This is a genomic window from Paenibacillus sp. J22P169 (genome assembly GCF_059691995.1).
The window spans coordinates 360,489-382,273 of sequence record NZ_JCAUAO010000004.1 but is presented as its reverse complement, the minus strand read 5'-3'; the positions used below and the strand labels follow the sequence as shown (position 1 = coordinate 382,273).

Below are 21,785 nucleotides of genomic sequence, written 5' to 3'. Positions count from 1 at the left end.
AAGTACAGCTAATTCTAGTCAAATCCTCTGTTTTTTCCAATTAGATGGATTTCCTCATGTTAATTCCCGGCATTCAATTGATTTTCACAAATTTTGTCCTAATTAGCTGGAGAAAATCCAGTGAAACTTACTTTTTCGAGAACTTCGAGTAAAATAACTGGAGAAAACCCAGTTATTTCTACAGACCACCGACCCTGCAGAACATAGGAATAAACTCATTTCAACTTATCCCCTCTGATCAAACGTACACTCCGCCAAATCTACCTGCGTGAACGCTTGAATACTCGGGTGCCTCATCGTGCCATTCGAGGTCCACTCCATGTACTGAATTTTCACCGTTAGCTTCGGCTCGATCCAAATCGCATCTTTGCTCCGTTCCGGCTCATTGGCAAAAGGCTTCTCAGTCCTCACCATCGGCTCGACGAGTTGGGTCAGTTGACGCCATTCCTCGCGAGTTAGCTTGCCTGTCCCCGCATGTCCGATGTAGCTAAGTCTGCCCTCCTGATCGAATAGACCTAACAGAATCGCATTTACGACGCCTGCACGCAACGTCACTCCCCCGATGACCGCATGGATATCATGGAATATTTTCTTTTTCACCCATCGCTTGTCTTTCCCGCCTAACGCATATGTACTTTGCAGATCCTTACAGACAATCCCTTCCATCCCATGTGATTTCATGACCTCATAAAGCTGTTGACCATCAGGCATATTCGGGGTGAGTTGCACATGTGGCAGCGGAGTAATGACATTCTGCAGAACCCTCTGTCTTACAGACAAAGGTTCATCCAGCAACCACTTCCCGTTGCACATTAAAATATCAAAAATCATATAGGTTACGGGAGTCTGAGTGACCGCTCGGTCAATGCTTTGTTTTTTCCGCAGCGATTCTCGCTTCATAATTTCATGAAAGGTGGGCTTCTTCTCATCGAAAGCAATAATTTCCCCATCCAAAATGACAGATGATGCCTTGCAGTAAGATTGAATATCCAACAGTTCAGGATATTGCTCAGTTCGCTCATGACAGCGCCGATTCCACAGCCGCACTTCCCGACCATCGTAATAGGTTAACATGCGAACGCCATCCCACTTAATCTGGGCAATCCAACCAGCAGCGGTTGGTATTGTATCCGCTGAGATCGGCTCAAATGGAAATACCGGCTTTAGCTCCAATTATCTTGATCCTCCCTCTCATTGTTGATTTATTTAGTCTTGCCATTCTGAAATAGCTGCAAACTTTCGACTGGCCATCCCTTCCTAAAATTTATATCTATACAGACATCCATAAATTTGAGATATTTACATCGTTGTTTATTTAACAGTCGATCTGGAGGCTCTCATGATTTATTTAGCTATTATCATCTTTTTACTTACAATCACCTTTGTCATTTGGCAGCCGAAAGGCTTAAGTATTGGTTGGTCAGCCTCGGCAGGAGCGCTGCTTGCCCTCGCTTTCCAAGTCGTTACACTGCAAGATGTCGCCACAGTAACAGGAATTGTGTGGAACGCTACGCTCGCTTTTGTCGGTATTATCTTGATCTCGATTATATTAGATGGGATTGGCTTCTTCGAATGGTCCGCCCTCCACATGGCGCGCTTGGCCAAAGGCAATGGAAAGCTCATGTTCATCTATGTGATCCTGCTCGGTGCGGCTGTGTCGGCTTTTTTTGCGAACGATGGTGCAGCTTTGATCCTTACGCCTATCGTGTTAGCCATGGTCCGAGCTATGAAACTGCCGGATGCCGCTATTCTCCCTTTCATTATGGCAAGCGGCTTTATCGCGGATACCACGTCACTTCCGTTTATCATTAGTAATTTGGTGAACATTCTATCTGCCGATTTTTTCGGAATTGACTTTGTTACCTATGCGAGCCGAATGTTCGTGACGAGTTTGTTCTCGCTAGGAGCCAGCTTGCTTGTTCTCTACCTTTTTTATCGCAAACAAATCCCTGAGAGCTATGATATCACGGAGCTGAGACGCCCAGCGGAAGCGATTAAGGATTTAAATATGTTCCGTTTGTCTTGGTGGATTCTCGGCATTTTATTAGTTACCTATATCTGCAGTGGATTTATACAAGTGCCCGTTTCCCTGCTCGTTGGGACTGCCGCTATTGCCTTCCTCCTCATTGCCAGAGCGAGCGACGTGATGGATACGAGAAAGATTTTGAAAGAAGCTCCGTGGGCGGTTGTAATATTCTCCATCGGTATGTATGTGGTCGTCTATGGGCTTAAAAATGTCGGTCTTACCGCTGCGCTTGGAGAGTTTATCGACATTATTTCCGGCGAAGGCTTGTTCGTAGCCACAATAGGCATGGGATTCCTTGCGGCGATTCTGTCCTCGATCATGAATAATTTGCCGACTGTGCTGATTGATGCCTTAGCGATTCAGGGAACACAAACAGAGGGCACCCTGAGAGAGGCCCTTATTTATGCAAATGTTATAGGTACCGATCTGGGGCCAAAAATGACGCCAATCGGCTCTCTAGCCACCCTAATCTGGCTTCATGTGCTTGCCAAAAAAGGTGTGAAAATCACTTGGGGCGGTTATATGAAAGCAGGCGTTATCCTGACGATTCCCACACTGCTAATCACATTAATCGGTTTGTATCTTTGGTTACACGTAGTAGCTTGATACACAACTACTAAGTGCCTAATATCTTCTTCCCACGCGGCGTACTTCCATTCGGATCTGGCTCTAACGTCACTCCAAATGAATCAATATGTGCATCCTTTACTTTCACAGGAATGGCATACGTCAGTACGCCCGCGCCCTTCTCATCCACGCGCAGTGTTCCACAATTGTATCGCTTCCCGTTTTTGTTGTACCAAACCTGATAGGTCCAGTCACCCTGCGTTTCCTTGAGCCCTTGTAGATTAATGACCACGTTGTGGCTCTCGCCGCTCTGCAGTACATACGCGGTACCAGAAGCTGCTGGCATGGTAGTATCAAAGGACTTCAACTGATAAGTATCCACGATTTCTGCAGGTTGTTGCAAAGTCACACTTGCTATAGGGCTTGCTGCTTGCTGCTGATTATTCCACCAAATACCTGCTACGAAACCAAGGACAATCGCGGCAGCACTGCCATATATCCATTTGAAAGTTCGCCTTTTCTCACGGACAACAGGTACGATCTCATTCGCTTGTAAAGACTGCATAACCTGCGCCTTCAAATCAGCGGGTACTTCGACTTCCTCCATGTCAAAAGGTAACGTCTCCCAGACATCCTGCAGCTCACTTAACTCTTCACGGCAGGTGACACAAGTTCGCAGATGCCGTTCGAAAGCAGCGCGTTCCCATTCTGTGCAATCGCCTGTCAAATAATTGACCAGATAATTGCAATCTACAGTTTCCTGTTCTTCCATACCGTCATCCCTCCCTCAGTGATGTCAAATGCTTGCGAAGCAATTTCAAGCCTTGGTGCAGCCGGCTCTTGATCGTACCAATGGGTTCATTGGTCTGTGTAGCAATTTCACTCAACGAATAGCCCTGCCAATACATCAAATTGATCAATTCAATCTGACTTTCAGATAAATGGACATAGGCCTCCTGAATTTGCTCCCCGATCCATTTGCGAGACATAACCGTTTCCGGATCTTGATCCTTGGAAACGAACGATCGTTCCCATTCCTTAGGCTCAAAATGGATATCTTGATCGATTCGCCGCTTCTTGCGGAGACAGTCGATCGTGATATTCCTAGTTACGGTGATGAGCCAGTTGACGAATGCCCCCTTGCTCGCATCATACCCCTTCTCTGTGGTCCACAACCGCGTAAATACAAGCTGGACAATTTCTCTTGCAGCAAGTTCTTCCTTCGTGGACTTCAATGCAAAGGAGTAAACAAGCTTTGCATATCTATCGTATATCTCCTCTAAAGCTGGATGATGCTTACTCATGACCAGCCTCATGAGCTCTCCATCTGTTCGATTTCGCATAGTTCAGGTACACCCCGAGTCGAAATGACTTTTATTATTATCTTACTACCATAGCTTCAGCTGGAAGTCTTGGCAATAGGATGCAAGAAAAAAAGCACTCCAACACATCTGTTCGTTCCCAGCATGTTGGAGCACTCTCATTCAATTGTTATCTGGCAGTGAATTGAGCAGGATCGATAACAAACCATACCTTGCCTACATTTTGGCCCGTCGTGTCGCCTGGGTGAAGATCCTTAATCCAGTAATACAGGGGCCAGCCTTTATACGTGCTTTGCAGCGTACCATCTTTCCTCGTCAACACGCCAAAGTCGCTGGCCACAAGATCGGAGGAAACAGTCAGATTCGCATCGTAGAAGATCGGCCAGTTCACTAAGCAAGTACCCACACAGGAATTAGGATCCGCTTTATCCTTAGTAAACATATAGAGTGCCATACCATTGGCATCCACCAGGTATGTGCCCAACGCATCGGATTTACTTGTTTTCACAGACGTATTCGGAGCTTTGGTTCCCGCGAATTTCGCTGGATCAATCACATACCAGACATGCCCCACATCTTGACCTAACGTGTCGCCCATTTTCTTGTCATCCACCCAGTAGTACAGCGGGAAGCCTTTATATGTGGATTGCATACGGCCATCTGAACGAATCAGTGTGCCAAAATCCTCTGAGTGAAGGCCAGTTGGCGCCGAAATCGATGGGGCATAAAATACAGGCCACTTCTCCAAGCATTTACCTGTGCAGTTACTAACGCCCGTCGTATCCTTATCGAAATAATACAGCGCCATCCCATTCCCATCTGTCAAATAATTGCCCAGCTCCGCTTTCGTACCAACGGCCACGCCGCCGTTCGAAGGCTTGATGACAAACCATACCTTGCTCACATTATCTCCAGTGGTATCCCCTGGTTTGACATCCTTGATGAAATAATAAAGCGGCCAGCCTTTGTAGGTGAGCTGATCTTTACCATCCTTGCGTGTGAAGACGCTGAAATCAGCGCTGTTAAACTCGGCAGGCACGGTAAAGTTATTCGCATTGTAAATCGGCCAGTTAGCTAAACATGGGCCCACACAGGAGTTCACATCTGCGACATCCTTCGTGAAATAGTACAATGTCATTCCTTTATCATCTGTGAGATAACTGCCTAATGTATCGCTTTGCACCAGCTTTAACGATGGCTTAGCAAGCACATCTAACTTCGTTTTGTCCAGCTTCCCTTTGCCGACCAAATCCGCAGCCAACGTACTGGTCGTTCCTTTCATCGGCTCCTTCAATGCTTCGAGCGTTGCGGTTGCCATATGTAAGTTTTTGAAGTCTTTTACGGTCGCTAGCTTGGATAAACCATGTTTGGCTGCGAAGTCGAACACATTCGCAAATTCGAAATCCATTCCTTGCTTATAGCCTAAGGATTCCAGAAGTACTTTATAAAACTGCTGAGCAGTCACACTGCTAAGCGGATTAAAGCTATGATCGTCTGTTCCTTGCCAACCAAGCTCGGGATGCATATTCAAATAGCCGAGGATGGCCTGATTCCCTGTCGATAGACCGCTTACATCTTTAAAGCTAGTCGTTCCCTTATAAGCCAACGCTTCAGCCTCGAGTCCATGCAACCGCAGGGACATTACGGCAGCTTGCAGCCTAGTCGTTGATTTGTTCAAGTATTCCGCAGTCAGTCCATTACCTTCACCTTGCAGAATACCTAGATCACCCGCAATGTCTGTTTCGCTTTGGACCTTCAAGGGTTCCGCTGCAATCGCAGATAAGGCCGTTACTCCTGTTACAATACCTAGTAATACCAATGATGAAAATCCTATTTTCGCATAATTTCCCATACTACAATGCCTCCTTCTTGTTTCTATGTAAGGAAACGTGTGCGAGCTGCAAGCGGTTTGAAATAAGTGAAAGCTTTTTATTCCAGTTTGAGAAACGTCTTCCTAGGAAATAATTGTAACTACAAATAAGCTCAGAAGGAGTTCCCATGCCTATGGCGTTCAAAGCAGAGAAAGCTACGCTTCTCGTAGAGGGCAACGAGTTGACGATCACGAATCCGAACAAGCCGCTATGGCCCGATTTAGGCATCACAAAAGCGGATTATCTGACGAAATTAAGTGAGCTCTCGCCTTACCTCCTACGTTACTGTCGTAATCGCCATTTAACTACGATTCGATTTCCTCATGGGTACGATGACAAATCTTTTTATCAAAAAAATGCACCCGATCCTGTGCCTAGCTTCGTTAAGCTAGCACCGCTAGACGGTATAAACTATGTGAATTTAGATTCCTTATCTACGCTTATGTGGCTTGGGAATCTGACTTGCTTGGAATTCCATCCATCCTTCCATTACATCGGAGAGACACTTCCTGCGGAATGGCTGATTGATATCGATCCAACCTTAGAGGAAGAACCTCGCATCATGGAGGCAGCGCTTATCATCGGTGAAATACTCGATTCGCTGCGCATTCAGTCAGTCCCCAAAACCTCCGGCGCTACAGGCGTACAAATATACATCCCTATTCGGCCTGGCTATACGTTTGAAGAACTCCGAAGGGTTGGACAATTTATTGCGACGTATGCGGTGAAAATGCATCCAAAGCTATTTACAATCGAGCGCTTCAAGAAAAATCGCGGTGATAAGATTTATATCGACTACCTCCAGCACTGGTATGGAAAAACACTCTCAGCACCCTATACGCCGCGTGCCAAAAAGGACGCCACGGTTTCAACGCCATTGCTTTGGAAAGAGGTCGAGCTTCACCCAAGTCCTCGCGAGTTCAATCAGCTAAACATAATGAATCGCTTACGAACCTACGGGGACTTGATCGACCGTGTTTCCCCTCAGAATTTAGATGCGATCTTAACGAAGTTAAAAGAGTAGCTCTATATAGAGCTACTCTTTTAACTTTAGAATAATGGTGATAACAATCGGGCAATCCTTTCCTTTCTTTTTTCACTCCGCGACCTCTGTTCAAATTCGTTTAGCTGAACCTCCGTACATTCCTGCAAATCCATATTGAAATCCCTCTCTAATCGGGCAATAACCTCTTTATCAAACATCACAGCATTCAACTCGAAATTACTGAAAAAGCTCCGCAAATCCACGTTCGCCGTACCAACCGTCGCCAAGATTTCGTCCACAATGATAATTTTGGCGTGAATGAACCCTTTCCGGTATAAATAGAAGCGGACCCCTATCTGCAATAATTCCTGCAGATACGACCTTGAAGCGTATTGGACAATGCGAGAATCTGCCTTATATGGAAGGATGACACGAACATCAACACCGCTGATCGCAGCTGATTTGAGTGCCATGATGATGCTCGGATCAGGAATGAAATACGGCGTTGTGATCCATATCCGGTTCTTAGCCGCGATCAATCCAGCAAAATACATTTCCTGAATGGCATCCCATCTGGCGTCAGGGCCGCTGGAAATGACCTGAACAAACGAAGACGTCTCTTCCGTATGAGTTGGATAATAGCTTGGCCCGTCCAGGGTTTCCCCGCTAACGAAGAACCAGTCAGTCAGAAAGGTGCTTTGTAAATCATATACCGCGTCTCCATGCAGCATAACATGGGTATCTCGCCAGAAACCCAACTTGGGATCTCCACCCACATATTCATCGCCAATATTAATGCCCCCTACAAAACCAACTAAACCATCGACAACCACAATTTTACGGTGATTCCGATAATTCAACCTTTTATCAAAGAAAGCGATCAGCGGCTTTAAGAAGGGCTGTACAGCAATACCTGCACGCTTCAATTTGTCCGTGTAGGCACTTGAAAGCGAGTGACTCCCTATCCCATCATAAATGACCCTAACCGTTACACCTTCCTTCGCTTTCTGAATCAACGCTTCTTGAAATCGGATGCCAATCGCATCATCGCGAATCGTATAGAATTCGAAATGAATATGCTTTTTGGCCTTTCCTATTTCCGTAAGCATAGCTTCATACGTAACATCTGCGTTAGTCAGAACGTCAACACGATTCAACGCTGTGATCGGTGCATGAGGCACATGTTGCAGCCAATCTCGCAGTCGCTGTTCCCCCGACAAGAAGCTGTCTTCGTCTCTTATTGACTCTGAATTGGCTTTAGATGGTGTATTCGGGAGTTGCTGCCCCTTTCTTATGCCGCTGTCCTGTCCATGAATTTTTTTCCGCCTAACATATTCCCTCGCAATAAAAACATACATAAGGAACCCAATAATTGGAAAAATAAAAAGAATACTTAGCCATGCTACTGACTTTGCTGGCCTTTTATATTCGCAAATTAGAATCGTAGCTGTCTGAAATATAAATAACATCAGTAGTAGAACTAACCATAACAAAATCACCAACTCCTATCCCTGCATTTGCATGCTGAGATAGCTTTTGCCAAGGTCTACGGTGCTATACCTTTTCCTTCCAATAGCACATGTACAAATAAAATTTTCCAACTTTCGTAATAAAATCCTTCTGTTTCGCAGAACATAATCTACGCATTCTTATTTCTTCAACTTGATCGTGGCAGGAGGTGCCTCTCGCTTGGCCAAAATACCTAGCTATTTAATGAAAAGCATCCTACAAAGAAGTACAAAGTCGCAATCCGGCGAAGGCGAAGGCAATCCTCCTTCTGATCTAGATCAAGCCCTCAATATCCCGTTTATCGAAGATCTTAAGCAAACTAAGCTCTCGCTGCTGCTCGATGAGAATCATAAATTTATTAAAGATATGTTTCAGGAATGCTCCGATGTCGTTGTCAGGGAATTCGAAATTGACCCCCATATCCCAGCACTGCTTCTTTTCGTGGATGGTCTGACCAATACGCAGCTTCTGAACGACACGATGAAATCGCTCATGCTAATCGGAGGCGGAGAAACCTCTATTGAGCGCATCGCGAATGTCATTCTGCCGGTGTCACAGACACAGATTTCCGATAATTACGGAGATTTGCTGACTTCTGTCTTGGGCGGTGATGCTGCCCTGCTGGTTGAGGGGAACACGAAAGCCATTCTTCTCGGCATTCGTGGTACAGAGAAACGTTCTGTTGGTGAACCTGAGACAGAAACGGTTGTGCGTGGACCTAAGGAGGGCTTCGTAGAGAGCATCCGGACGAACACCTCCATGATTCGCCGCAAATTAAAAACGCCTCGACTCAAGATGAAATCCATGAGTGTAGGCAAAGAAAGCAATACCAATCTTGTGGTTTGCTATTTGGATAACTTAGCAATGCCTTCATTAATTGAAGAAGTCGTCAAACGACTAGAGCAAATCAAAATTGATGCCATTCTGGAATCAGGTATGATAGAAGAACTCATTCAGGACGACGCCTATTCGCCGTTTCCACAAATGCAATATACGGAGCGCCCTGACGTAGTTGCTTCCGCCTTACTACAGGGACGAGTTGCAATCCTTACTGACGGGACCCCCTTCGCCCTCATCGTTCCCTTCGTATTCGTTCAAATTATGCAAACGAGTGAAGATTACTACGAACGATTCCAGATCAGCTCTCTCTTACGTATGCTTCGTTATGTCTTCATGTTTCTGTCGTTGACGACACCCGCGCTCTATGTTGCGATTACGACGTACCATCAAGCACTACTACCAACAGCATTAATGCTTAGCGTCGCTGCTTCCCGAGAGGCGATTCCGTTCCCCTCTGTCGTTGAAGCCTTCATTATGGAAATTACCTTCGAAGCCTTGCGAGAAGCTGGCATTCGACTCCCCAAGGCCGTCGGCTCTGCAGTTTCCATCTTAGGTGCGCTAGTTGTTGGACAGGCAGCCGTACAAGCCGGAATCGTTTCAGCACCGATGGTTATTGTTGTCTCGATTACAGGTATCGCTTCCTTCACGATTCCACGATTTAACGGTGCGATTGCCATTCGGATGCTGCGCTTTCCCATTCTTATTGCTGCCGCCGTTTTTGGATTCTATGGCATCTTTTTCTCTTTAATGATTCTGATTGGACACATGGCAAATCTCCGTTCCTTCGGAGTTCCCTATTTATCACCCGTTGGCCCCTTATCCGCTACGGATATGAAGGATGTTCTTATCCGTGCGCCATGGTGGCAAATACAGAAGCGTCCCGAGTTTATGGCTGTTCAAGATAACACCAGTCAGAGTAGCGAACTGCCGATGCAAATTAAGAAAGCAGGCGGCTTAGACGGCAGTAACATAGATCATGTACACAAAGCCAGTAAGGAGGAGCAATCGAATGATACATCCTAAGCAGCGAATTGGGATGGTGGTAACCTTACTACTTACCACCACTCTACTTACCGGTTGTTGGGATCGTACGGAGACCAATGACGTCGCATTTGTACTTACTTCATCGGCTGATTTAGAGGATGACGGCAGATATCGTGTTACTTATATGTTCCCTCTACCCGGTTCCATGGGTGGAGCTAGCGGCGGGGGTGGTGGCACGGCTGGAGGTAAAAGCTATTACATCGATTCCGAGGTTGGGACCACCTTCCGCGATGCAGTCAGTAAGCTTCAAATGCGTATGTCAAGACGCATCTTTCTCTCGCACCGCAGAACGATCGTCATTGGTGAAAAACTGGCCGAAGCTGGCATCACTTCCTTGTTCGATGTTCTTCCACGTTCACCAGAGAATCGGATGACGAGCTACCTGATCGTAACCAAAGGCAAAGGCTATGACCTCCTGAATACTGAGCCGAAGTTCGAGCGTTTTCCTGCTGAAGTCATTCGTGAGTTAACCAAGTCTCGCAATGCCATGCCTACAACGATGAAGGATGTTGGGATGTCCTTAAGCTTTAACAGTGATCCAATCATGAGTTATTTGGAACCTCGAGAGGGTCAAGTCTCTAAAGAGCCTTCTCATGAAATCCAATTCGTTGGCTATGGGCAGTTCAAAGGGGATAAGATGGTTGGCATTTATAAAAAGAAAGAAGCATCTGGGCTTGTGTGGCTCCGAAATCAAGCGAAAGAGCAGCAGCTCACGTTCCCCATGGAGGAAGGTAAAAATATTTCCATTGCAGTTATTGGCGGTAAGACAGCCATTACGCCTAAGCTCTTGGAAGACAAAGTTATGTTCGACATTATCGTAGATGCTCATGGAGCTGTGCGAGAGGACCTGTCTGATGAGGACTTGTTCAAATCCGATATCCTTCATAGAGTTGAAACCAAGTTCGCAGAGCAAATCAAACTATCCATACTCGCGACGATTAAACAGATGCAAAAGGAAGGCACGGATTCGGCTCAGCTTGGTCTCATGGTTTGGCGAACACACCCTAAGAAGTGGAACGAGCAATTCGGCAAGGATTGGGAGCGCTATTTTAAAGAAGCCGAGTTCAATATTGTGGTGAAAGCCTCTATTCCTGACACCGGTGTGATTAACCACAACGTAGCCAAGGGAGGGATCTAATCAATGGATGGGATCTTCGTCATCAGCTTTATCATCATATTGATCGGGTCTTTCCTCATTGATCGCAAAGTGCTGCGACGGGCAAAAAAAGGGAGCAAAATAACCTATGGTCTTACCATTGGAATAATCCTTCTTTTTCTCATCATGAAATATCTCCACATGAGTATACCGATGCCCACCTATTTTTTCGTGCAAAAGGTTTCTCCATGGCTCATCCGAGTTCTTGGCATATAAATAGAAAGGTGGTCTTCCTCATCGATAATAAGCAAGTCATTAACCAACGTCAGCTCTCGTGGCTAGCTTCTTCCATTGTCACCAGCGGAGGTATCCTCACGTTGCAAAATGAATTGATTCGTATTAATCAAATGGATGCTTGGTTCAGCTATTTAATTTCCATTCTCTATGTATTTCTGGTTGCTGGCTTCTTTGGTTATATGGCAAAGCTATATCCTAATAAGAACATTTTTGAAATGTCCAAAGAAATATTAGGTCAATGGCTCGGCACCTGTATGAATCTACTCATTTTATTTCATTTCTGGCAGATTGTCGTTCGTGATATTTCCTCTGTATCTAGATTTAGTTCAACACTTTTACTACATACAACGCCTTTGGAAATTTTAATATTACTACACTGTTTGTTACTTATTTATTTCGGAAAAACAAGTGTAGAGGTCATTGCACGTGTAAACGACTTGTTCTACCCCCTTTTTGTCGCAACAATGATGATCATGCCACTGCTCTTATCGAACGAATTTTATCTGCGGCTCACGACGCCTTTGCTAACGATGCCACTTCAGAACTGGACGGCAAGTTCCATTCTGACGCTCGGGAGTGCTGGTGATATTTTCATTCTAGGCGCTTTTCTTCATACGCTGTCCAATGCCAATCACGTTCGATCGGCTATTCGACATGGCTCCTTGCTTGGTTTTTTTCTACTCACACTTATTCTCTTCGTTATTATTGCCGTGCTCGGCCCTAGGATGCCTGCAAGCTTCTCATATCCTAGCTATAATCTGGTTCAAACGATTCATCTCACTGATTTTCTAGATCGACTTGATCTTGTCGTGCTCATGATCTGGTATCCAACGGTTGCGTGTAAAATAATCGCCATTTACTTGGCACTGCTGCTCGGCATTAGCTCCCTTTTCAATGAGCGAAATTATCCGATGATCAACAAACCAATAGCGTTGCTATTGGCACTAAGCACATGTCTTTCCTTCAAAAGCACCACCGAGCTGTTCTCCTTTTCCAACTTCAGCTCACCCGTTATTGTTCTGGCTTACCAGCCTTTCATCATGCTCCTCTTCGTTGTAATAGGGTATCGGAAGAAACAGAAATATCCGAATGCCTTTCCCGATTCCTCTGGAGGAACTCATGTAAAAAAGGATCCCAAACAAAGTTCAGGTAAACTTAGCCAACGAATGACCTATACACAATGGCTATGGGGAGGAAATCTAGTTTTGGTCATTTGCGTCGCTTTTGTTCTAATCGGTCTTATGTTGGGTGAGAAATCTACGATGATTGGTACAATTTGTGCGATAGGTTTCGGCAGTTGTTTACTTCTAACGAACTTGACCACCTATATGGAACTTACCAAGCTGAAGCAAGCCGAAAACAGTAACTAATTTGAGTTGCTACCGTTAAATTCTAATTGGAGGAATGCTTATACAAAAAAAAAGCACCCGCCTTCAGCGGGTGCCTTGTAAACATTAAACAGGAACTGATTGGTTCAATCGGCTTTTCGCGACTTTCAAGTAGCCATGAACGTTTAAGTATTCACTATCATTGGTGAAACGCAATTTCATTGCTCCTGCAGCGTCTTGAATGTACGGCTTCAGTGCAGTTGCACCGCCGCCGATCACGTAAAAGCATTGAATATCTGGGCATTTGCGCCAGCGTTTCTTGATCATTTCAACCATGCGTACCGCAGCACGGCGGAAATGCAGATCCACGATTGGCCGAATATCCACTTGGCCTTCTCCTGGAAGCTGAATCGTAAATTGACGATTCTTCACTCGTTGCGCAAGCTTCGCACGACTCGGGAACAAGTGACCATAGGCATCTTCAACATCACGAATGATCGCATCCAAATACGTTGCAATCCCGATTTGCTCGCCATGGCTAAAATGGTTATCGATCGCCATGCGTTTGATGACTGGAAAATCCGTCGTCAAGGCACCGATTTCACAGACGCCTATGCATCCGTTGTATATTTCTTCGTCCCTCACCTGCAAGCTGTCGTGCGTTGCCATGTGGAACATGGCCGCAGCACCTTCAATAGAGACAGCTACTTTGCGGATCGAAACCTTGATTTTACGATTATGAAATTGCGGTGTCGATAAGAACGTCACTTCATGCTCACCCAGTAGACGATGTTCGAATGTCTGACTGTATTTCGGGAAAGAACGAACGGGTAACCCCGTGCCCAATGTATATTCAACTTCGTCAACGTTGCCATAGCCAGGGTTGGCTGCTTGGTTCGTGAGGCCCTGATAAGCAAGTGCAGTCAGTGCAACAATGAGGGATTGATCCGATAGCGCTTTATTATCCGTATCTTCTAGCTCTAGGTTATCCTCGTGCTCCAAGGCAAGCTGCCCTACGAAATAACGTTGATTCCTCTGTGAAAGACTTGGACTGTAAATTACTACATCCAATGCTTTCCAAGGTGAATCTTCTTCCTGCAAAATGTGTCTTTCGTAGCCCGGCGCAATGATATTCGGTATCACCAGTGGTTCTCTAGACCCATCTAGCACCAGCTTAATACTATCGTTCCCTATGTCAATACCTGCAAGCTTAATCATGTGTGCCTCCACTCCAAATCTACAGCTTTCTGTAATTGTATTAGTAAATTCGATCATATACGACAGGATTCCTTCCTACTTTAGACTCATTTTCCTAGGACTAGTAGGTAGTAAGGCAGGTTTTTGGCGCAATATGACGAATGATGTACAGACCTTTACCAAATTCAACCACGACAGGAGATAATCTAGCCCTTATGAAACTCAAGTGGAAACCCAAAAAACTGACACTGGTTATCATACCAGACGCTAATCAATCAGTCGTCAGGTTTCGCATTTCCCATTTAGTAGCCTACATCGCAGCAGCATGCTTTTCCTTGCTAATGCTGATTTCCATATCGATATATTTTTTGCACGCACATACCGTGAAACAGGCAAGTGATTTACAATCGAAGCTCAGCGGTGCCAACCAACAATGGAGCGCAGCCCTAACTTCTAAGAATGAGGCCATCGAACAATTGCAAAATGAAGTGATTCAACTGTCCCAGCAAGCCGAACAGATGAAAACACAGGTCGAAGAAGTAAAGAAGCTTGAGAGTGATCTCAAATCTATCGCTGGGATTGATCCAGAACCCACTAACAAGGCCCTTGCAAGCACCTCCGCCACAGATAAGGCTAAGAAAGATGCCAATCAGCCTGTAGTCGGCGAGTCTTCCGCTTCAACCGGGGTCGGAGGAAGCCCAATTCCCGTCACACAAGATACCATTCTTAAGCTTGGTCAAGATACACTAGCCTCCTTTACTGCGCTAAATGGCGAAGTACAAGCGTTGCAAACGAATTTAACCGCAACGAAACAGAAGGTGGCTGATAAACAGGAGCAGCTTCGCATCACACCAACGCTGTGGCCAACTAGCACGAAGGTTGTTACTTCCCCTTTTGGCTACCGATCCGATCCATTTACCAAAATACCAAGCTATCATTCCGGCATTGATTTCGGTGCTCACGAGAATGATCCCGTATTTGCAACTGCAGCTGGTAAAGTCGTCAGTACAGGCAAGGACATTTACCACGGCAACAACATTGTGATTGAGCATTCCAAGGGCTTGCGCACCTGGTATATGCATTTAAATAAAATTTTAGTTAACAAAGGTGATTCTGTAGAAAAAGGCGGCACGATTGGCTTAGTCGGATCTACAGGCCGAAGCACAGGGGCACATCTCCACTATGAAGTGCTCAAAAACGGCGAAAGTATCGATCCCAAGCCTTATCTTAAATCGATTCGAAAGGATGACAACTAACATGTTCAAAAAGACGAAAAACCTCATGAATCCTAATACAACCGATACACTGATAGGTGAGGGAACTAGCTTCGAAGGCCGTATTAAATCGGAGGCAAGTATTCGCATTGAAGGCGGGATTACAGGAGATATCGATTGCGCTGGCGACGTCATTATTGGCGAACATGGTGTCGTGAAGTCCAATATCTCAGCGCGGGATGTCGTTTTAGCTGGTAGTGTACAAGGAAATATTACAACCAAGGGCAAGCTGACCATTACCTCTACAGGCTCCCTGCATGGTAATATTAGCGCAGCCTCTTTCATCATTGAGGAAGGCGGTGTCTTCCAAGGCAGCAGCAAAATGGAAACGAAATCTGCCGCTCCTGTGCCCGTACCAAACAGCGAGCCTGAAACTGGAAATAGACCCGTTGCTGCGCCTGAAAATATGTACAAAGGCAACACAGTGGCCATGTAACTCCTTACCGCTAGGTTTGAAGCTTTCCGCATGATATACTAGTTGGAAATTCATTTCTAACTGATGTAGGAGACACGGGAACCATGAGAGAACAATCCATCCTATTTGACCTAGATGATACATTGGTGCATTGCAATAAATACTTTGACTTTGTCATTGACCAGTTCGTAGATTTGATGCTTACTTGGTACGCAGGGCATGGTCTAACTAAGCAGGATATTAAGAAGAAGCAGTTGGATATCGATCTAGCTGGTATTCACATTCACGGCTTTATGCCGGAACGGTTTCCGCAATCGTTCGTTGAGACGTACCAATGGTTCGCACACCATTACAACCGTCCTGTCAGCGCCAAAGAAATGGACTGGCTCATGCAGCTCGGACATACGGTCTATAGTTACACCGTTGAGCCTTATCCGCTGATGAATGAGACCCTGCAGAACCTTCAACAAGCGGGCCATCAACTATTTCTTTATACGGGTGGAGACGTATCCATCCAAATGAAGAAAATTAAGGATGTTGGCCTCGATGAATTTTTCCAGGATCGTATCTTCGTCACGGTGCACAAGACGCGTGAGTTTATGAATACGCTGATGCAGGAACAGCGCTTTGACCGCCAGCATACTTGGATGATCGGAAACTCGATCACGACAGATGTTCTGCCAGCGCTTCATGCCGGTATCCATGCGATTCACATCCCCGTTGTTGATGATTGGGTATTTAACAATGGGACGATCGACGTCACGCCCAAAGGCGCGTTTTACCAACTGCCTTCTCTTCTAGAAGTGCCAGAGACAATCCAGTCCTATATTCGGAAATGAAAAAAGAACGATCCCCCGGTGAAAGCTGAACCGGAAGGATCGTTCTTTTGTTGTTAAGCCGCGACATCACGTCTGCGGAATATTTCCCAGGAAAGTACATTGAATAACAAAAAGTAACACACAAGCACGGTGATCGAGAAGCCCATCGTCATTCCCTCCGCTAACGGCCTATCCTCCAGATACGGAGTAAGATCAGTATTCGCGAATAGGAAGTATTTGCCCCACGTAAACCGCATAAACAATAAGGTAATCACTTGGCCAGCGAACATGATAAATATGCTGAGGCCGATCGCAAGAGATGCGCTGCGAAACACGGTCGAAATCATAAAGGCCAGTGTAACGATCATCACGAGCTCGATTAATTTAAGTCCATAAGTCGCTAACACATAGGACAGCATGTTTTTCTCCTGCACCTGCCCTGCGGCATTCACAGTTAAATGAGGAAGACTCAGTCGCTCGAAGCCATAGGAGAAGCCGTTCACAATCAGGGCAGTGATGAACAAAATAACCAGTAAAGTAGCTGCAAAAATCAGCGTTGTCAGATACTTCGACAATAAGATCTTCGACCGACTAGCAGGACGAATGAGCAGCAGCTTGATGGTTCCCCAAGTAAATTCCCCAGCTACCATATCTCCGGCAATAATGACCGTGAAGAGCGTAACCACAATAATCAACCCAGAAGCAGTGAGCATGCCTTCCCATAATGTGTTATCAATCGGTGGGTAATTGTGATCCAGCATATATTGCTGAAGCGCACTTTGTTCCCGCATCTGCTTCTTAAAATTCTCTGGAATATCCGGATTCGCAAGCTCGGTCTTATTGTGTTCAATAGTCTCTGCAGCCCTTGTTTTCCAGCTATCATCATTGTTATTGTTGGAATGAGATAACACACCAGTGAGCACGACGATGACAATTAATAAGATCAGTAGAATCCATGTTCGAAGCCGACTATAAATCTTCATATGCTCATTCTTGATGAGATTAAGCAATAGGATCACTTCCTGTCATTTCTAAAAATTGATCTTCCAGTGACTTCATTGTTTTGCGGATGCCATACACGGAAATCCCTGCATCTACGAACCGCTTATTCCACAAAGCTGTCTCTTGTTTGTCGAGATCCATAACAAGTTCGGCATCGATAACTTCCACTGGATAGCCCTGAGATGAGGCTAACTTCACTGCTTGTTCAATCGTGTCTACCTCGAAGACGACCCGTTGCTTGCCATCCTCATGGACATATTCTTTGATAAGTCTGACGTCAACTAATTTCCCATTCTGGATAATGGCAACGCGGTCACACATGAGCTCCATCTCCGCTAACAGATGCGAAGAAACGATAACTGAAATCCCCTCTTCTCTGGTAAGCTTTCGTAGATGATCGCGAAGCTCACGTATACCCGCTGGATCCAATCCATTGGTGGGCTCGTCCAGAATCAGAACCGAAGGCTTATGTAGCAGCGCTTGCGCGATGCCTAATCGTTGCCGCATCCCAAGGGAGTAGGTTTTGACTTTGTCATGAATGCGATTCGTCATCCCGACAAGATCGATTACCTCTTGAATCCGGTCCTCCTCAATGCCTGGAATCATCCTGGCGTAATGTACCAGATTCTTATAGCCAGTTAGAAATTTGTACATTTCCGGATTTTCTACAATTGCGCCAATATGACGAATAGCCTGTTCAAAATGGGTCCGAATCGAATACCCGCCAACGCGGATATCCCCTTCTGTAATCGACATCAATCCAACCATCATACGGATGGTTGTTGTTTTGCCTGCACCATTTGGTCCGAGGAAACCGAACACCTCGCCGCGCGGCACATCGAAGCTTAACTTATCAATAATGGTCTTGGAACCGATGCGTTTCGAAATTTGGTCGACCTGGACGATGGGCGTATGAGCCTCATGTGATCCTGACATTCGACATCCCCCTCCCTTTTAATCCAATATAATCCAATCCTACCCTATCATACTTCCGATGTCATGCCCAGTGCTTACTAAAATCTCAATCGATACCCTCCAAGTAAGTGTGACAGGGTTGTGGTCATGAGAAAATCATATGACTGCGCTCACTATGGCTTTTTCCTAATTTTATGTACAATGGAAAGATAAGACCTGTCAGCAAAGGAGCTCATCTATGATCCAACGAAGACCGTGGCACGGTGTAGAGTGGTCACTGTTCATCGTTTTGACCGGTGCTGCACTACTTGGTTTACTTTATAGCTGCCTTCACATCTATGAACAACCATTCTCACACATCCTATTAACCATATTGGCTATTTTGCTCTCCTACGGGGCTCCGTTTTTATTCTGGCGACCTCAGTATATCAACCCGACAGGGTACCCTATTGCCGTTCTACTGACCGGGATCCCCTTGCAAATTTACTTGGCTTGGATGGAGCAGGACGCCTTACTTACCATTAATTGCCCAATAATGGTCATTGGATTCCTCACCGATCGAAAAAATGCCTGGTGGACCGCCCCCATCTTCATGCTTGGAATGCCTGTGACTTACTTTTTTCTTCTCCACAGCGACACGGGAGTCGGGCAATTATTTAGTTTTATCCTGAATGCCGTCCTCTTCTTCGCAATCGGGCTAAGCTTACAACGCGCCGTTACTTCCAACGAGAAGACCGAGAAGCTGCTAGGAGAGAACCAACGTCAGTATCATTTGATTCATGAGCAAAATAACGTGCTAGAGCAGTACGCTAATCAGATCGAGCAGCTCACCCTAGTGGAAGAGCGCAACCGGATGGCTCGCGAGCTGCACGATACGGTTGGACATACGTTCACTTCCGTCATTATGGGAATGGACGCCGTCTCCTATCTCATCGAGGTTTCACCAGAAAAAGCAAAGCAAAAGCTCGACGTCCTACGCAACGTGACTAGGGGCGGCTTAGAAGAAGTACGGCGCAGCATTCATCAGATGGTCCCCAAAGAGGGAGATATGCTGCTTTCCCAGCAGCTATCCCGTCTAGCCAATGAATTTGCTTTGCACACTGGGACGCAGATTAATTTCACAACCGTTAGTGAAGAATTCGAGATTCCCAAACAAACCAAGCTTTCGCTCATCCGCTGTCTGCAGGAATCATTGACGAATGCCAAGCGCCATGGAAAAGCAACCTCGATCGAGATTGTGCTCACTTATGCCGAAGACCAAGTCTCCCTTCGTATTGAAGATGATGGCATCGGCACCGATCAATTCAAAATGGGCTTCGGCATTACTGCGATGCAAGAACGGATCTCTGCGCTGCAAGGAACTTTGCAGGTACGCTCCCTACCTGAGCAAGGGACCGTTGTCCACTGTTTCATTCCCGTAAAACGTTTTCCAACCTTTTAATCCTGTAAGGAGGATTCCCTATGACTGTAAACCAAGCTCCTCTCAAATTGCTCCTAGTCGATGATCAGGATTTAATACGTGAAAGCTTACACATCGTGTTGGGTATGGACCCTGATATTGAAGTCGTCGGTTTAGCCGAAAACGGCCATGTCGCTGTCCAACTCTGCGAAGAAGCTCAGCCCGATGTTGTTCTGATGGATATTCACATGCCGATCATGGACGGTGTTGAAGCGACTCGCCAAATAAAAATCGCCTGGCCTCACATCCGCGTCATTATTTTGACCACCTTTCAGGAAATTGGCTACGTCGTAGACGCGCTTAGCGCAGGAGCAGAAGGCTACTTGCTCAAAGCCATTCATCCCAAAGATCTAGCCACAGGGATTAAATGGGTTCATCAGGGCGGCACCTTAATTCCGCATGACATCGCCAAGATGCTCGTTCAGCAAGCGCGTGATGGCGGAAGCGGGTCTTCCTCTGAAGGAAAGGAAGAGAGTGTTCGTGCAGAGACCTACGGGCTCAGCGAACGTGAATTGCAGGTGCTCCACAGTATCGCCGATGGCCTCAACAACCGTGAAATCGCCGAGAAGCTATTCTTGTCAGAGGGCACTGTGAAGAACTATATCTCCAACATCTATTCGAAACTGGACGTACGAGACCGTGTTCAGGCTTCGAAGAAAGCACATGATGAAGGGATTCTGTAAGTTACGTTCGGAGGCTTTCCAAACAAAAACCGCTCTTCATCTCTGAAGAAGCGGTTTTTGTTTGCATGCTATTCAAATAGCTTCTCGAGAAAGCCCTTTTTTCTTTTGCGAATCTTGCTATAGCTCTTTACTCTAGAGAAGGGCAGTTGTATATCTGCCTCTGTCGTGTCGGTCAACGTTTCCTTCAGGGGGCTGGCTTCCTCAGAAGCCGCATACTGAAGCTCCAGCTGATCTTCTTGATTTGCCGTATGTTGATGGACAACGATCGTATTAACCAACTGCTCATGCAGTTTGTTCTCGAGCTGATGCCTACATAGTCGAAGAAACTGCTCTTGCTGTCTATTCTGGAGTTCAAACTGCTCATGAAGTTGTGCTTGGAGCTCTTCTACCTGCTTAGAAAGAAGCATAACAGCATTTTGCAAAGAATTCAGATCCTGCTGCTTGAGCGGCTCGTCTTGCTCACTCTCTCCCGAGTTTTCCTCATTCCCTGCTAGTAATGCCTCCATTTCTGCTGGCGTTATGAATTCTTCCTTCTTCATGTGTGCTTTCCTCCATTCCGTACATACACTTTCTCTTATTGTACATGAGAATGCGGAAATGTTCACGTTTATTAGTCTAATGAAGCAAACCTGCTGATGGGCCCCGAAGATATTGTGATTCAATAAGAAATAAAGTAGATAAGCTTGCTGAGATAGGTGCCCATTACTGCTGATAACTTTAGCTATTCGCAGGAAGCTGCGTTAGTCCGATATCTCCGAATTAATACGAGGATTACTTATAAAAAAGACCAATTTTCAGATTCCGCCGAATTATCTACCCATTTTCCTTGTGCGAGGGTTATTCGTGCATGACAAGGACTTTGGGAGGCGAGTTAGTCGATATAATCGACTAACTCCTGCACGACAAGGACTTTGGGAGGCGAGTTAGTCGATATAATCGACTAATTCCTACATGACAAGGACTTTGGGAGGTGAGTTAGTCGATATAATCGACTAATTCCTGCACAACAAGGGCTTTGGGAGATGAGTTAGTCGATATAATCGACTAATTCATGCACGACAAGGGCTTCTGGAGGTGAGTTAGTCGATATAATCGACTAACTCCTCCACGACAAGGGCCATTGGAACTGCGTTAGTC

The 21,785-nt window shown here is 45.8% G+C and carries 20 protein-coding genes; 10 read left to right on the top strand and 10 right to left on the bottom strand.

Annotated features, from left to right (window positions below):
- Positions 1-225 precede the first annotated feature (225 nt).
- Positions 226-1,173, bottom strand: coding sequence for an ATP-dependent DNA ligase (locus AC58QG_RS21900; RefSeq protein WP_497364247.1), 948 nt, complete (start codon positions 1,171-1,173; stop codon positions 226-228).
- 166 nt (positions 1,174-1,339) lie between these two features.
- Between AC58QG_RS21900 and AC58QG_RS21895 the strand changes: the two genes are divergently transcribed.
- Positions 1,340-2,632, top strand: a complete 1,293-nt coding sequence (locus tag AC58QG_RS21895; RefSeq protein WP_497364246.1) for an arsenic transporter — start codon at positions 1,340-1,342, stop codon at positions 2,630-2,632.
- 10 nt (positions 2,633-2,642) lie between these two features.
- Here the strand turns inward: AC58QG_RS21895 and AC58QG_RS21890 are convergent, their stop codons facing one another.
- The 3 genes from AC58QG_RS21890 to AC58QG_RS21880 all read right to left on the bottom strand — a co-directional run bounded on the left by AC58QG_RS21890 (position 2,643) and on the right by AC58QG_RS21880 (position 5,767).
- Complete coding sequence (locus tag AC58QG_RS21890; RefSeq protein WP_497364245.1) at positions 2,643-3,365, bottom strand: anti-sigma factor; 723 nt, start codon at positions 3,363-3,365, stop codon at positions 2,643-2,645.
- Positions 3,366-3,369: 4 nt separating this feature from the next.
- On the bottom strand, positions 3,370-3,936 hold the full coding sequence (locus AC58QG_RS21885; protein ID WP_497364244.1) for an RNA polymerase sigma factor: 567 nt from the start codon (positions 3,934-3,936) through the stop codon (positions 3,370-3,372).
- A gap of 148 nt (positions 3,937-4,084) precedes the next feature.
- Positions 4,085-5,767: a hypothetical protein gene (locus AC58QG_RS21880; protein ID WP_497364243.1), complete on the bottom strand. Its 1,683-nt coding sequence runs from the start codon at positions 5,765-5,767 to the stop codon at positions 4,085-4,087.
- A gap of 152 nt (positions 5,768-5,919) precedes the next feature.
- Between AC58QG_RS21880 and ligD the strand changes: the two genes are divergently transcribed.
- Positions 5,920-6,810, top strand: coding sequence for a non-homologous end-joining DNA ligase (ligD, locus tag AC58QG_RS21875; protein ID WP_497364242.1), 891 nt, complete (start codon positions 5,920-5,922; stop codon positions 6,808-6,810).
- Between the two features lie 26 nt (positions 6,811-6,836).
- Here the strand turns inward: ligD and cls are convergent, their stop codons facing one another.
- Positions 6,837-8,264: a cardiolipin synthase gene (gene cls / locus AC58QG_RS21870; protein WP_497364241.1), complete on the bottom strand. Its 1,428-nt coding sequence runs from the start codon at positions 8,262-8,264 to the stop codon at positions 6,837-6,839.
- Between the two features lie 220 nt (positions 8,265-8,484).
- Between cls and AC58QG_RS21865 the strand changes: the two genes are divergently transcribed.
- Positions 8,485-10,143 (top strand): spore germination protein, encoded by a 1,659-nt coding sequence (locus tag AC58QG_RS21865; protein ID WP_497364368.1) that lies wholly within the window; start codon positions 8,485-8,487, stop codon positions 10,141-10,143.
- A complete protein-coding gene (locus AC58QG_RS21860; RefSeq protein ID WP_497364240.1) occupies positions 10,130-11,302 on the top strand; it encodes a Ger(x)C family spore germination protein in 1,173 nt (390 codons plus the stop codon). The genes AC58QG_RS21865 and AC58QG_RS21860 overlap by 14 nt, the downstream gene beginning before the upstream one ends.
- Here the strand turns inward: AC58QG_RS21860 and AC58QG_RS21855 are convergent, their stop codons facing one another.
- Entirely contained in the window at positions 11,303-11,497 is a 195-nt protein-coding gene (locus tag AC58QG_RS21855; protein ID WP_497364239.1) for a hypothetical protein, read from the bottom strand.
- 11 nt (positions 11,498-11,508) lie between these two features.
- Here AC58QG_RS21855 and AC58QG_RS21850 point away from each other — a divergent pair, with 11 nt between their 5' ends.
- Positions 11,509-12,927, top strand: a complete 1,419-nt coding sequence (locus AC58QG_RS21850) for a GerAB/ArcD/ProY family transporter (RefSeq protein WP_497364238.1) — start codon at positions 11,509-11,511, stop codon at positions 12,925-12,927.
- An 84-nt stretch (positions 12,928-13,011) separates the two neighbouring features.
- Here the strand turns inward: AC58QG_RS21850 and AC58QG_RS21845 are convergent, their stop codons facing one another.
- Positions 13,012-14,103, bottom strand: a complete 1,092-nt coding sequence (locus tag AC58QG_RS21845; RefSeq protein WP_497364237.1) for a ParM/StbA family protein — start codon at positions 14,101-14,103, stop codon at positions 13,012-13,014.
- 194 nt (positions 14,104-14,297) lie between these two features.
- On the opposite strand from AC58QG_RS21845, the gene AC58QG_RS21840 reads away from it, so the two are divergent.
- The 3 genes from AC58QG_RS21840 to AC58QG_RS21830 all read left to right on the top strand — a co-directional run bounded on the left by AC58QG_RS21840 (position 14,298) and on the right by AC58QG_RS21830 (position 16,610).
- On the top strand, positions 14,298-15,338 hold the full coding sequence (locus tag AC58QG_RS21840) for a peptidoglycan DD-metalloendopeptidase family protein (RefSeq protein WP_497364236.1): 1,041 nt from the start codon (positions 14,298-14,300) through the stop codon (positions 15,336-15,338).
- Between the two features lies 1 nt (position 15,339).
- Entirely contained in the window at positions 15,340-15,792 is a 453-nt protein-coding gene (locus AC58QG_RS21835) for a bactofilin family protein (RefSeq protein ID WP_497364235.1), read from the top strand.
- Positions 15,793-15,875: 83 nt separating this feature from the next.
- Entirely contained in the window at positions 15,876-16,610 is a 735-nt protein-coding gene (locus tag AC58QG_RS21830) for an HAD family hydrolase (RefSeq protein WP_497364234.1), read from the top strand.
- 53 nt (positions 16,611-16,663) lie between these two features.
- Here the strand turns inward: AC58QG_RS21830 and AC58QG_RS21825 are convergent, their stop codons facing one another.
- Both AC58QG_RS21825 and AC58QG_RS21820 read right to left on the bottom strand, forming a co-directional pair.
- Positions 16,664-17,599 carry an ABC transporter permease gene (locus tag AC58QG_RS21825; protein WP_497364233.1) on the bottom strand — a complete coding sequence of 312 codons (936 nt, stop codon included), beginning with the start codon at positions 17,597-17,599 and terminating at the stop codon, positions 16,664-16,666.
- Entirely contained in the window at positions 17,592-18,527 is a 936-nt protein-coding gene (locus AC58QG_RS21820) for an ABC transporter ATP-binding protein (protein ID WP_497364232.1), read from the bottom strand. Before AC58QG_RS21820 ends, AC58QG_RS21825 begins: the two co-directional genes overlap by 8 nt.
- Before the next feature lie 217 nt (positions 18,528-18,744).
- Here AC58QG_RS21820 and AC58QG_RS21815 point away from each other — a divergent pair, with 217 nt between their 5' ends.
- Positions 18,745-19,947: a sensor histidine kinase gene (locus AC58QG_RS21815; RefSeq protein ID WP_497364231.1), complete on the top strand. Its 1,203-nt coding sequence runs from the start codon at positions 18,745-18,747 to the stop codon at positions 19,945-19,947.
- 20 nt (positions 19,948-19,967) lie between these two features.
- Positions 19,968-20,648, top strand: coding sequence for a response regulator transcription factor (locus tag AC58QG_RS21810; RefSeq protein WP_497364230.1), 681 nt, complete (start codon positions 19,968-19,970; stop codon positions 20,646-20,648).
- A 68-nt stretch (positions 20,649-20,716) separates the two neighbouring features.
- Here the strand turns inward: AC58QG_RS21810 and AC58QG_RS21805 are convergent, their stop codons facing one another.
- Positions 20,717-21,187, bottom strand: a complete 471-nt coding sequence (locus AC58QG_RS21805; protein ID WP_497364229.1) for a hypothetical protein — start codon at positions 21,185-21,187, stop codon at positions 20,717-20,719.
- Between the last annotated feature and the right edge of the window lie 598 nt (positions 21,188-21,785).

What these genes read in the sequence shown, in the direction of transcription:
- AC58QG_RS21895 (WP_497364246.1), top strand. Translation starts at nt 1,340, where the DNA reads ATGATTTATTTAGCTATTATCATCTTTTTACTTACAATCACCTTTGTC.
- AC58QG_RS21865 (WP_497364368.1), top strand. Translation starts at nt 8,485, where the DNA reads ATGAAAAGCATCCTACAAAGAAGTACAAAGTCGCAATCCGGCGAAGGC.
- AC58QG_RS21830 (WP_497364234.1), top strand. Translation starts at nt 15,876, where the DNA reads ATGAGAGAACAATCCATCCTATTTGACCTAGATGATACATTGGTGCAT.
- AC58QG_RS21805 (WP_497364229.1), bottom strand. Translation starts at nt 21,187, where the DNA reads ATGAAGAAGGAAGAATTCATAACGCCAGCAGAAATGGAGGCATTACTA.
- AC58QG_RS21810 (WP_497364230.1), top strand. Translation starts at nt 19,968, where the DNA reads ATGACTGTAAACCAAGCTCCTCTCAAATTGCTCCTAGTCGATGATCAG.
- AC58QG_RS21815 (WP_497364231.1), top strand. Translation starts at nt 18,745, where the DNA reads ATGATCCAACGAAGACCGTGGCACGGTGTAGAGTGGTCACTGTTCATC.
- AC58QG_RS21850 (WP_497364238.1), top strand. Translation starts at nt 11,509, where the DNA reads ATGGCTCATCCGAGTTCTTGGCATATAAATAGAAAGGTGGTCTTCCTC.
- AC58QG_RS21885 (WP_497364244.1), bottom strand. Translation starts at nt 3,936, where the DNA reads ATGCGAAATCGAACAGATGGAGAGCTCATGAGGCTGGTCATGAGTAAG.
- AC58QG_RS21845 (WP_497364237.1), bottom strand. Translation starts at nt 14,103, where the DNA reads ATGATTAAGCTTGCAGGTATTGACATAGGGAACGATAGTATTAAGCTG.
- AC58QG_RS21890 (WP_497364245.1), bottom strand. Translation starts at nt 3,365, where the DNA reads ATGGAAGAACAGGAAACTGTAGATTGCAATTATCTGGTCAATTATTTG.
- AC58QG_RS21860 (WP_497364240.1), top strand. Translation starts at nt 10,130, where the DNA reads ATGATACATCCTAAGCAGCGAATTGGGATGGTGGTAACCTTACTACTT.
- AC58QG_RS21880 (WP_497364243.1), bottom strand. Translation starts at nt 5,767, where the DNA reads ATGGGAAATTATGCGAAAATAGGATTTTCATCATTGGTATTACTAGGT.
- AC58QG_RS21820 (WP_497364232.1), bottom strand. Translation starts at nt 18,527, where the DNA reads ATGTCAGGATCACATGAGGCTCATACGCCCATCGTCCAGGTCGACCAA.
- AC58QG_RS21835 (WP_497364235.1), top strand. Translation starts at nt 15,340, where the DNA reads ATGTTCAAAAAGACGAAAAACCTCATGAATCCTAATACAACCGATACA.
- AC58QG_RS21840 (WP_497364236.1), top strand. Translation starts at nt 14,298, where the DNA reads ATGAAACTCAAGTGGAAACCCAAAAAACTGACACTGGTTATCATACCA.
- ligD (WP_497364242.1), top strand. Translation starts at nt 5,920, where the DNA reads ATGGCGTTCAAAGCAGAGAAAGCTACGCTTCTCGTAGAGGGCAACGAG.